Source organism: Haloferula sp. BvORR071 (assembly GCF_000739615.1).
Taxonomy (GTDB): domain Bacteria; phylum Verrucomicrobiota; class Verrucomicrobiia; order Verrucomicrobiales; family Akkermansiaceae; genus Haloferula.
In genome coordinates, this window is record NZ_BATP01000026.1 from 35,861 (window position 1) to 45,743 (window position 9,883).

Sequence of the window (9,883 nt, forward strand, 5' to 3'; positions counted from 1 at the left end):
TCAAGGAATGAGGTCCTCCAAGGTCACCCGATCTCCGGAGGAGCCGATCCCTGAGCGACGCGGCTTGGGCGCGGTCAAGAGGTGCCCATGCTTCTCATAAAGCCGCGGAAAGCGTTCCGCGACGTCGGAATCATCCCAAGGCGCGTTTCTCGGCGGAAGTTCCTCCTCCAGCCCGAGTACCAGAAAGTAGAGGAAATGGGCCTCCTCATCGAGGACCGCCTTGTCGAACACTCTCGCGACCCGTGAAGCGAAATAGAACTCCCTGAAGTTATTCGACACCTCATCGTCGATCAAGGAGTCAGGATTCTCCACGATCCGTTGGTAACGCTCTTCCGGCAGGATCGCCACGCAATCGGCGAAATCCATGAAGCCGTCGTTGCCCGCGGTTCCATCCGAGGCCAGCCAAGCCGCAAGCCTGAAGGTCCGCGTGTAAAGACGCTCTTTGCGCAGGATCAGATCACGCCCAATCACGCCGGCCTCAGGCGGCGACATCGTCCTGCATTCTTCAGCAAGCCGGGCATCGATTTCCCGGAAGCTTGGTTGTCCCTTCCACAGCACCTTCAAGAGTTGGCGGGTCAGTTCGTTCATGGTGTGGCACCCTACACTTTCATCAGGACTGCACGACAAGGCGATCCCGAGAAACCCGGCACCAGCAAGGGCAGCGCCATGAAGCTCGCGCCCTCCGCAAACTCCTGCCAGCCCTCCCGGAAGCACAGCTCCTCGATCACCCACACGCCGTTCCCCAGCAGGATCTCGTGGGTGAGCGCATTCTGCTCACCCGTCCCGCCGATTGAGAAATGATCGATCCCCACCGCCCGCACGTCGTGCTCCACCACCCACTCCGCTCCCGCCGGCGATAGCCAGGGCGAGCAATGGATCCACTCCTCGGTCTTCGCGCGCTTGTGGCCCCAGCCGGTATTCATGAGCAGGATCTTTCCCGAGCATGGCCCCACGCCTTCCAGATCCGCCGGCCCGATCGGATGTCTCGCATCCAAGTGCGTGAGATCGGCAATCACCTGCTCCCCGCAAAAAGTCTCCAGCGGATAAGCATCAATCGCAGCACCGCCCGCCATTTTGTGCAGCGGCGCATCCAGATGCGTGCCGGTATGCGAGGCCATGTGGAATTCCTCCATCCGCCAGCCATCCAGCGGATGATCCGCCGTCCGCGGCAGGCGCACCGGCGGGTGCACGTGGCAATTCGGGCAGCCGTCAAAAAGCGGCTGGGATAGATCAAAGAGGCGCATGGATTCCGAAAACGATTCCAACCATGATTGAACCTGAATCTACACGCATAAAGGCATCTTTATCCGCGCAAACTTTCTCCAATTTCCAGCATCCACCTCACCCGAGGATCGGATCGCGGTGCTGCGGCAGCCCGCGGGTGAAGTTGAAATTGTGGATCGGCCCGAGGATCTCCATCACCTCCGCCAGCAGATCCCGGTCAAAGGGTTGCTCCAGATAGGCGATATTCGCACGGATGTTGTCCGGATTCGCCGAGCCTACCAGCGTGCTGGCGATGGCCTCGTTGTCGCAGGCGAACTGCAGCGCAAGCTGGACGATGTCCACGCCCTTGGCCCGGCAGTGCTCCATCGCCTTCCGGCACCCCTCCTGGATCGCCGGAGTCGAAGGATGCCAAGCCGGCACCCCCCGCTGCGTGAGCAGACCCATCCCTGTCGGCGAGGCATTGATGACCCCCACGCCCTTCTTCTGCAGATAGGGGATCATATCCCCCAGCGAGGTATCATTCAGCTCGTAGTGGCAGAAGGACAGGATCGTCTCCACCGTGCCCGGTGCCACCCGGTCGAGGATGGACGGGAAAATCTTCAGCGGCAGCCCGGTGATCCCGATGTGCCGCACGATCCCCTGCTCCTTCAGCTTCTGTAGCGTGGGCAAGGTTTCGTTCACGATCTGGTCATGATCCGCAAACTCGATATCGTGGCACTGGATCAAGTCGATGTGATCGATCCCCAAGCGGATCATGCTGTGCTCAATGCTCCGCTCCGTGCTCGCGGCGGAGAAGTCGTAGTCGCCGCGCGGCTCGCTGTAGCTGCCGATCTTGGTCGCCAGGATGTAGGAATCCCGTGGCACGCCTTCCAGCGCCCATCCCAGTCGCAGCTCGGCCAAGGTCTGCCCGTAAGACGGTGAGGTATCGATGAAGTTCATCCCGCCCTCCAAGGCCGCCCGCACTGTGGCGATGGCGTCATCGAGGGTCACTTGCCGGAAAACGGAGCCAAGCGAGGAGCCTCCAAAGCCGAGAACTGAGACCTGCAGGCCGGTCGAGCCGAGCGGACGATACTTCATGGGTTCGCGGCAGCATGACCACCTTAACCCTTCTCAGCCATGCCGGTTTTTTGCCAATCCATGACGATTCTTGACCTATTCTCAGCTTCAGGAATGCTCCGATTGTGAGTCAGAATACCTTGGATCTGCCTTATTTCGTCTCGCCTCAGGTCCGCGAGGCCCGGCGCTTCTATCTCAATCTTAATCCTCCTGCCAGCCACCCTCTGACCGCCGCTTGTGGCGGTTGGGAGCGCTGCGCCCCGGATTTCCATATCGAGCGGGCGGACTTTCCCTTTCTGTGTGTCGAACTGGTTGCAAGCGGCAAGGGCCGACTCCAACTCGAAGACGGCGAGTGGCCGCTGCATCGTGGCAGTGTCTTCTCCTACGGCCCCGGGGTCCCCCACCGAATCGAGGCGGACCCTTCCGATCCGCCGGTGAAATACTTCCTCGATTTCACCGGCCGCGCTGGCCTTGAGCTCCTCCGCTCTGCCGATCTCTTGCCCGGAAGCTGCCGGGTCTTGCCGGAACCCGGCGATCTGGAACAGGCCTTCGAGCAAGTCATCGCCAGCGGGCTCCGCACCGGCCCGCAAGCGGAACGCATCACCGCGCTCCATCTCGAGATCCTGCTGCTCACCCTCGCCGAATCCCCCGTCGCAACCGGCGGACGCGAGCAGTCCTACCAGACTTATCTGAAGTGCCGGGACTGCATTGAGCGCCGCTTTTTGGAGCTCCACACCGCCGCGGAAATCGCCGCCGCCTGCCACGTCTCGCCCGCCTACCTCTCCCGCCTCTTCGCCCTGCATGGCCACGAGTCCCCCTACCACGCGCTGCTGCGCTGCCGCATGCGCCACGCCGCCACCCTGCTCGACAGCGGCGGCCGCATTGTACGCGAGGTCGCGGAGGAACTGAATCTCGACCCCTTCCACTTCTCCCGGGTCTTCAAAAGGGTCCACGGCGTCTCCCCCGCGGAATTCCTGCGGCGGCGCTCCGGAACTTCCTGAAAATACCGGCATTTGTGGGATTCATGCGGATTGTAGCTCCGGACGAAGCGGACGCGGGCAAATGCACTTCTCCGGCCTTGCGCCGGGGGGAAGCCTCGTTTACTCCGGCTTTGCCATGCCCGTCGCAACTCCTGCTCAATACCGCGCCATGCTTGATGCCGCCCAGAAGGGTGGCTACGCCTACCCGGCGATCAACGTCACCTCACTGCCCACCATCAACGGGGCCCTGCGCGCATTTGCCGAGTCCAAGTCCGACGGCATCATCCAGGTCTCCACGGGCGGCGGCGAGTTCGCCTCCGGCACCTCCGTGAAGGACGCCGCCTTTGGCGCGATCGTCCTTGCCGAGGCCGTCCATCGCCTCGCGGAGAAATACGACGTCCTGATCGCCCTCCACACCGACCACTGCCACCCGGCCAAGGTCGAAGGCTTCCTCAAGCCGCTCCTGCAGGCTTCCCGCGAGCGCATCGCCACCGGCAAGGGCCCGCTGTTCCAGAGCCACATGTTCGACGGCTCGGTGGTCCCGCTCGACGAAAACCTCAAGATTTCCAAGGAGCTCCTCAAGGAGTGCGCCGAACTCGACATCATCCTCGAAGTCGAAGCCGGCTGCGTGGGTGGTGAAGAAGACGGCCACGACACCTCCGGCCTGCCCCACGACAAGCTCTACACCACCCCTGAAGACATGGTGGAGGTCTATGAGGCGCTCAATCCGATCGGCCGCTTCCTTTTCGCCGCCACCTTCGGCAACGTCCACGGCTCCTACAAGCCGGGCGCCGTGAAGCTCAAGCCCTCCATCCTCCGGGATGGCCAGAAGGCCGTGACCGACAAGTACGGTGCAGACGCTGAAATGGACCTCGTTTTCCACGGCGGCTCCGGCACCTCCGAAAGCGACCTGCGCGAGACCCTCGACTACGGCGTGGTGAAGATGAACATCGACACCGACACCCAGTACGCCTTCACCCGCCCGATCGTGACGCACGTCTGCCAGAACATCGAAGGCGTGCTGAAGATCGATCACGAAGTCGGCGACAAGAAGGCCTACGACCCGCGCTCCTACCTGAAGAAGGCCGAGCTCGGCCTCTGCGAGCGCATGAAAGAAGCCTGCGAGGACCTGCTTTCCTCCGGGAAGACGATCTTCGGGACCGTCTGAGCGTTACAAAGCGCCCTAACAGACCCCTTTACTTTTCAGTAAATTTAGATATAAGGCCCGGCACGCTGCTGCCGGGCCTTTCTCATGTCCGGACTTGGCGTGTCGCTTGGAAGCCCCCCATGACTTCCACGGGCCTTCTCACCCCGAAAGCCACTTCTCCATGATCCGTCGTTACCAACCGGGCGATCACCTCGCCATCGGCCGCATTTTCCATGAGGCGGTCCACCAGCTTGCCTCCCACGACTACACCCACGAGCAGTGCCTCGCCTGGTCGGATGGGGAAATCGATTTCCGCCGGTGGCAGCAGCGCTGTGGCCGCAAGCGCCCCTTCGTGAAGGAACTCGATGGCAATGTCGTCGGCTTCATGGAGCTAGATCCCGACGGCCACATCGACTGTACCTACATCGACCCCGCCTACGCGCGCCGCGGCTTCATGTCCCAGATCATGACCACCGTGAAGGACGAGGCGCGTGCCTGGGGCCTGGCCAGGCTGTATGCGGAAGTCTCGATAACCGCCCTGCCCTTTTTCGCCCGCCACGGTTTCCGCCATGTGAGCAACAATGAGGTTCATGTCCGGGGCGAGACGCTCCCAAACTTCATCATGGAATGTTATCTGTGAGAGTGAAAGCTTAGCGCATGTTCATTCTCCTCGTCGGACCCAGGGGCAGCGGCAAGAGCCACATCGGGCTCGTGCTGGAACGGCATCTGGGCGTCCGGTTTTTGCAGGTGGAGCCTCTATGGATGGCCTACCTTTCGGAATGCCGGGAAACCGGGCGACTTCCGGTAATCCCGGAAGGAATCGCCAAGGTGCACCCGGAAATCCGCCTGGCGCTCCTGGAGCATGGAAGGCTGAGCGTGGAGACTACGGCGGCCTCTCAGGAGATTCTGGAAGGGCTCATGAAACTCCGACCGCGGGAGAAGACCATCGTCGCGCGGATCACAGCTCCGGAGGAGTTGTGCCAGCAGCGGGCCGAGGCCAAGGAACCCAACCCTCAGTTTCAGATGGATGCGGAAACGATCCACAACGTGAACGCCATGAGCAAAGCTGCATGGGTTCACGCGGATTTGGAGCTCCATAACGACGACCTCAGCGACGAGGCGATCGTGGCGGCGTTCCGGCCTCATTTGTAAGGATCAACCTGTCCGATCGGCGCAGGGGTGCTTCATGAGATTCGCACCGGAGTTGCCTTCTGATTTCATTCCCGGTTCATCAGGGCTTCCAGCGACGCAGGCGGGATCCGTCCATCCCGCCTTGCCCGATGCCTAAAAAGCTCTTCGTCACCTTGTTCGTGGTCCTCGCGATCGCCTTCGTCCCCATTCTTATAAGCTTCGGACTCGTCGCCTTCACGGTCCCCACCGTGTGGGGATATGTTTCCACCTTCGCTGAGCTCGCACGCTTCAAGGCAAGCCACGCCTTCGGATTCTCCATCCACTGCGCCTTCTACACGGCGATCTTCTACGGTCTCGCGCGCTTGGCCCATGCGATAAGCGTGCCCATGAAAGGCCCGCGGATCCGCCTGGCGTTCCAGTGCGTGATTCTTGCGGGCATCGTTCTGTGCTCCTTCCTCCGCGTGATCACCTACAGTTCCTTCGGAGGACAGGGCGGCACCTACACCTTCTGGGGTGCCCTTGAGCGCTTCATCGAGAAACGCCACAGACTCTGAACACGCCTCAAGCGCCGTCCTCCGCATCCGGAAAACGATGCGCTTTCTTCCGCTTCGGATGAAAGCTCACGCGCCCGCCCTTTGCCTGCCGGATTGGATCGAAGAGCGAGTCCATCCCCACGCCCTTGATCTCGCACACGATCGCCATCAGTTCACCGAGCCGACCCTTCGGAAATCCGCGCTCCTTGAACCAGAACAGGTATTCCTCCGGCAGATCGTAAATCGGCATCCCCCGCGGCGGCACCGCCATGCGGCCATATTTGCCGAAGGGCATATAGGTGCCCCCGATCTCCGCGAGCAAATTACGGAAATCCTCGCGCTCGATGTCGGTCAGCGGAAACAAGCCCCTACCATGGCCCGCCCGGGGCAGGATGCAATCCCCCGAACCGGCCTTTCCAACTCATTCCCCCTGCGAAACCGCCACGGATTTAGCATTTCCATCCGCCCCACAACCCGCTTCCCTGCGGGCGATTTCAATCCCATGCCCGAAACCAAGCCCAAGCCGGAACACCCGCTCGCCAATATCCTCGTGAACGTTATCGTTCCGGCGCTGGTGCTCAGCTACCTCAGCAAGGACCCCGCCCTCCAGGTGAAGCTCGGCAAGGCCGTCCGGCCCTGGCACATCGGCCCGCTCTGGGCGATGATCGTGGCGCTGGCGCTGCCGCTCGGCTACGGCGCCTGGCACTTCATCCAGACCCGCAAGGCCAATTTCTTCTCCGCCATCGGTGTGGTTTCGGTCCTCGCGACCGGACTGGTGACCTACTACCTCTGGAACAAGGACGGCACGGTGAAGCCGAATGCCGGCCTGCTCTTCGGCATCAAGGAGGCGCTCATCCCCTTGTTCCTCGCTTTCGCGATCCTCGGCTCGCGCAAGTCCCAGACCCCCTTGATCCGCCTCTTCCTCTACAACGACACCATTTTCGACGTCCCGAAGATCGAGAGCAAAATCGAGGAACGCGGCGAAACCAGCCGTTACGCCGGGTTGCTCGACGGCGCCACCAAGTTGTTCGCCGGCTCCTTCTTCCTCAGCTCGCTCATGAACCTAGGCCTCGCCCAGTGGTTCTTCCGCGGCTTCGACGCCAATGCCATCGACGCGCTCGAGACTTATAACTCGCTCGTCGGCAAGCTCAACTGGTCTGGCCTCATCGCCATCGGTGTCCCGCTGATGGGCATCCTCTTCCTGATTCTCACCAAGCTGCTCAAGGGCCTGCGAGAACTCACCGGCCTGAAGGACGAGGAGCTGATGCTCCCGCGCTGAGGATATGGAGTGCTGCGGCACGACGCCGCTTTCACTCTGGGTAGGTCATGCCTTGACCAGCGGCACCGGATTGCCGAAAGCGAGCGCCACTGGAGCCAAAGCTGCGTCGTGCCGCAGCACTCCAAATAAAAAGGCCCACCGTTAGGCGGGCCTCTTCAAGAAAACACGGCTTCTGCCGTCTCGCTCGCTCAATCCACCAGATTGTCGATCCGCTGCGCCAGCTCGATGTCCGCCTCGGTCACACCGCCGGCATCATGCGTCGTCAGGATTAGGGTCACCTTGGTATAGCGGATCCGGATGTCCGGGTGGTGCTGTGCTTCATCCGCGATCTCGGCGAGGTCGTTGACGAAATCGATCGCCTCCATGAATTCCTCGAACTCGACGGTCCGGGTAATGGTCTTCTTCTCATGCTCCCACTCGGGGCATTTTTTGAGGGCGGCCTTGAGATCGTCGTCTTCGAGCAGGTCGGACATGGCGAGGGAAGTTGCGGAGGGAGATTGCGTTCGGCGATTCTCGCTTGGCAAGCGAGTTTGCGCCGGAAATTTGCCACCGCGGGGGTTTGCAGGATTCGTGCCGCCGGTGTATCGCCAGTCACATGAAACCGCTGCTGCCGCTTGCCGCCTTTTCGGCGGCAATTCTTGCCTCCTGCGCGCCCTCCACCCCCGCTGCACGGATCGCCGCGCAGCCGCAGATGTACGAGGCCCTCTCCAGCCGCGAAAAACAAATGGTCAGCCAGGGCCAGATCGACAAGGGCATGAATACCGATGCCGTCTATCTGGCCTGGGGCCGCGCCAGCCGGGAGTATGAGGGCAGTGAAGGCAGCGCCCGCACCCTGCGCTGGGAATATCTTGGCAGCACCCCGGTTTACGGAGCCAGCTACGGCTGGTTCGGAGCCTACGGCTGGGGCACCGGTCGCCTCGGCCCCTACGGCTATTATCCAAATTACGGATACCCCTACGGTCCGGACGTGGTTTATGCCCCATACCGGCGGGCCAGCGTCCTTTTCCACAATGGCCGCGTCAGCTCTTGGGAAAAAACCCGCTGAGCCCTGGCGAGAGGAAAAACTGGCGCTCCTGAGGGCTTGAACTCAGCGGCAATCTGGGGATGGTAGCAGCCAAGTTGCTATCATGAAATTGCTCCGACCCATCCTGATCGCCGGGGCCGCGCTTGCGGCCGGCCTCCTTTCTTCCTGCTCCAACGGCCCCGTCAGAAGTGCTGCGGGGCTGGCCACCTACCGGGCCTACGACCGTCCCGCCAAGAAGCCTTCCAACCCTTCCGCGGTGAGGGTGAAAGTCTCCTTGGCCAAGCAGATGGCTTACGTGATGGAAGGCAACACCCCCTTGATGGTGATGCCTGTCTCTACCGGCGCCCCCGGCTCCCCTACCCCGACCGGCAGCTTCACGATCTTCAACAAGGAGCACAAGCACCGCGCCAACACCCACGGCTACGCCTACTCCGGCAACCAGGTGAAGAAGACCATGCTCTCCAGCAAGCCCTCTGGCTGGAGCTTCAAGGGCACCCCGATGCCCTACTGGTGTGAGTTCAAGTCGAACTACGGCTTCCACACCGGCTGGCTGAAGCACTCGCCCTGCACCCACGGCTGCATCCGCATGCACGAAAACCTCGCGCCGAAGTTCTATCAGCTCGTGAAGGTCGGCACCCAGGTCAACATCTCCTACAGCCAGCCCGAGGACTCTACCCTCGGCAAGATCGACCTCCCGCCGGATGCCGGTCCGCTGCCTGACTACGGTGGCGACACCTACGTCAGTGACGCCTACTTCACCCTGCACAAGACCCCGACTTTCCAATAAGTCTCTCCCGTTCTCCACGGATCAAGGCCTCTTCCGCCCTGCGGAAGGGGCTTTTTTTGTGGGGCGATCAGGCCCCCAGCACCAGCTTCACCGACAGCGCAATCAAGGCCACCCCGAAGGCCCCATCGATCCACTTGGCCGAACGCTCATAGCGCGACCGCAAGGGTCCCCACTGCAGCAAGCGCGCCCACAGGGCCCACAGCGCCCCTCCTTGGATCACCACCACGGCGATGATCGCGTACGGAAACCACAGCGGCCGATCCCCTCGCAGGAAGTCCGCGCAAATCGCCGCCAGGAAGATAATGGCCTTCGGATTGAGCAGGTTGCAAAGCAAGCCGCGCAAATAAGGACTTCGACCCGCCGCCGGAGCCACTGTTTCCTCCCCATTTTCCGCCGCTGGCTGCGGCGCTGCAAATGCCGCCCGCAAGAGCTTCCACGCCAGCCAAGTCAGATAGGCCGCCGCCAGCCAGGAAATGATTCCGTGCAGCCTCGGGCTCTTCTCAAAGGCCACCGCCACCCCGCCGACCGCAATCGAGGTCAGGATCGTCAGCCCGGTGGCAATCCCCAGCGCCATCATCACCCCCGCCCGCGCGCCATCCGCCAGCGCGGTCCGGGTCAGCAGGATCATGTCCGGCCCCGGGCTGAACTGCCCGAGCGCCATGATCAGGGCGAAGCGCGCCAATTCCAGCCAGTCGTTCACTTCTTGGCCGCCATGATGTAGG

General features: G+C 62.0%; 14 protein-coding genes. 8 read left to right on the forward strand and 6 right to left on the reverse strand.

Annotated features, from left to right (window positions below; all coding sequences use genetic code 11):
* The 3 genes from BV071_RS14675 to BV071_RS14685 all read right to left on the reverse strand — a co-directional run bounded on the left by BV071_RS14675 (position 1) and on the right by BV071_RS14685 (position 2,301).
* Positions 1–588, reverse strand: coding sequence for a hypothetical protein (locus tag BV071_RS14675; protein ID WP_035608505.1), 588 nt, complete (start codon positions 586–588; stop codon positions 1–3).
* Positions 589–599: 11 nt separating this feature from the next.
* Positions 600–1,244: a cyclase family protein gene (locus BV071_RS14680; RefSeq protein WP_035608508.1), complete on the reverse strand. Its 645-nt coding sequence runs from the start codon at positions 1,242–1,244 to the stop codon at positions 600–602.
* Between the two features lie 97 nt (positions 1,245–1,341).
* A complete protein-coding gene (locus tag BV071_RS14685; protein ID WP_035608511.1) occupies positions 1,342–2,301 on the reverse strand; it encodes an aldo/keto reductase in 960 nt (319 codons plus the stop codon).
* A gap of 104 nt (positions 2,302–2,405) precedes the next feature.
* On the opposite strand from BV071_RS14685, the gene BV071_RS14690 reads away from it, so the two are divergent.
* The 5 genes from BV071_RS14690 (at position 2,406) to BV071_RS14710 (ending at position 6,092) form a co-directional block, all read left to right on the forward strand.
* On the forward strand, positions 2,406–3,281 hold the full coding sequence (locus BV071_RS14690; protein ID WP_035608513.1) for an AraC family transcriptional regulator: 876 nt from the start codon (positions 2,406–2,408) through the stop codon (positions 3,279–3,281).
* A gap of 115 nt (positions 3,282–3,396) precedes the next feature.
* A complete protein-coding gene (gene fbaA / locus BV071_RS14695; RefSeq protein WP_035608553.1) occupies positions 3,397–4,428 on the forward strand; it encodes a class II fructose-bisphosphate aldolase in 1,032 nt (343 codons plus the stop codon).
* Between the two features lie 160 nt (positions 4,429–4,588).
* The gene (locus BV071_RS14700) at positions 4,589–5,047 is read left to right on the forward strand and encodes a GNAT family N-acetyltransferase (RefSeq protein WP_035608516.1); all 459 of its coding nucleotides are present in this window, start codon (positions 4,589–4,591) and stop codon (positions 5,045–5,047) included.
* A gap of 17 nt (positions 5,048–5,064) precedes the next feature.
* Positions 5,065–5,559 carry a hypothetical protein gene (locus BV071_RS14705; RefSeq protein ID WP_035608518.1) on the forward strand — a complete coding sequence of 165 codons (495 nt, stop codon included), beginning with the start codon at positions 5,065–5,067 and terminating at the stop codon, positions 5,557–5,559.
* 128 nt (positions 5,560–5,687) lie between these two features.
* Positions 5,688–6,092, forward strand: a complete 405-nt coding sequence (locus BV071_RS14710) for a hypothetical protein (RefSeq protein ID WP_035608520.1) — start codon at positions 5,688–5,690, stop codon at positions 6,090–6,092.
* A gap of 7 nt (positions 6,093–6,099) precedes the next feature.
* On the opposite strand, the gene BV071_RS14715 is transcribed toward BV071_RS14710, so the two are convergent.
* On the reverse strand, positions 6,100–6,435 hold the full coding sequence (locus BV071_RS14715; protein ID WP_075090922.1) for a DUF3820 family protein: 336 nt from the start codon (positions 6,433–6,435) through the stop codon (positions 6,100–6,102).
* 138 nt (positions 6,436–6,573) lie between these two features.
* Here BV071_RS14715 and BV071_RS14720 point away from each other — a divergent pair, with 138 nt between their 5' ends.
* Complete coding sequence (locus BV071_RS14720) at positions 6,574–7,350, forward strand: VC0807 family protein (protein WP_035608523.1); 777 nt, start codon at positions 6,574–6,576, stop codon at positions 7,348–7,350.
* Between the two features lie 188 nt (positions 7,351–7,538).
* Here BV071_RS14720 and BV071_RS14725 read toward each other — a convergent pair whose 3' ends face one another.
* On the reverse strand, positions 7,539–7,823 hold the full coding sequence (locus BV071_RS14725; RefSeq protein ID WP_035608525.1) for a 4a-hydroxytetrahydrobiopterin dehydratase: 285 nt from the start codon (positions 7,821–7,823) through the stop codon (positions 7,539–7,541).
* A gap of 122 nt (positions 7,824–7,945) precedes the next feature.
* On the opposite strand from BV071_RS14725, the gene BV071_RS14730 reads away from it, so the two are divergent.
* Positions 7,946–8,395, forward strand: coding sequence for a hypothetical protein (locus BV071_RS14730; RefSeq protein ID WP_035608528.1), 450 nt, complete (start codon positions 7,946–7,948; stop codon positions 8,393–8,395).
* Between the two features lie 82 nt (positions 8,396–8,477).
* Positions 8,478–9,161, forward strand: coding sequence for a L,D-transpeptidase (locus BV071_RS14735; protein ID WP_035608532.1), 684 nt, complete (start codon positions 8,478–8,480; stop codon positions 9,159–9,161).
* A 67-nt stretch (positions 9,162–9,228) separates the two neighbouring features.
* Here the strand turns inward: BV071_RS14735 and BV071_RS14740 are convergent.
* The coding region (locus BV071_RS14740) for a LysE family transporter (protein ID WP_265594453.1) at positions 9,229–9,883 on the reverse strand (655 nt) is incomplete at its 5' end.

Bases quoted from the DNA above. Each gene is read 5' to 3' on its own strand.
- BV071_RS14730 (WP_035608528.1), top strand. From the start codon at position 7,946: ATGAAACCGCTGCTGCCGCTTGCCGCCTTTTCGGCGGCAATTCTTGCC.
- fbaA (WP_035608553.1), top strand. From the start codon at position 3,397: ATGCCCGTCGCAACTCCTGCTCAATACCGCGCCATGCTTGATGCCGCC.
- BV071_RS14735 (WP_035608532.1), top strand. From the start codon at position 8,478: ATGAAATTGCTCCGACCCATCCTGATCGCCGGGGCCGCGCTTGCGGCC.
- BV071_RS14725 (WP_035608525.1), bottom strand. From the start codon at position 7,823: ATGTCCGACCTGCTCGAAGACGACGATCTCAAGGCCGCCCTCAAAAAA.
- BV071_RS14705 (WP_035608518.1), top strand. From the start codon at position 5,065: ATGTTCATTCTCCTCGTCGGACCCAGGGGCAGCGGCAAGAGCCACATC.
- BV071_RS14700 (WP_035608516.1), top strand. From the start codon at position 4,589: ATGATCCGTCGTTACCAACCGGGCGATCACCTCGCCATCGGCCGCATT.
- BV071_RS14680 (WP_035608508.1), bottom strand. From the start codon at position 1,244: ATGCGCCTCTTTGATCTATCCCAGCCGCTTTTTGACGGCTGCCCGAAT.
- BV071_RS14685 (WP_035608511.1), bottom strand. From the start codon at position 2,301: ATGAAGTATCGTCCGCTCGGCTCGACCGGCCTGCAGGTCTCAGTTCTC.
- BV071_RS14710 (WP_035608520.1), top strand. From the start codon at position 5,688: ATGCCTAAAAAGCTCTTCGTCACCTTGTTCGTGGTCCTCGCGATCGCC.
- BV071_RS14720 (WP_035608523.1), top strand. From the start codon at position 6,574: ATGCCCGAAACCAAGCCCAAGCCGGAACACCCGCTCGCCAATATCCTC.
- BV071_RS14675 (WP_035608505.1), bottom strand. From the start codon at position 588: ATGAACGAACTGACCCGCCAACTCTTGAAGGTGCTGTGGAAGGGACAA.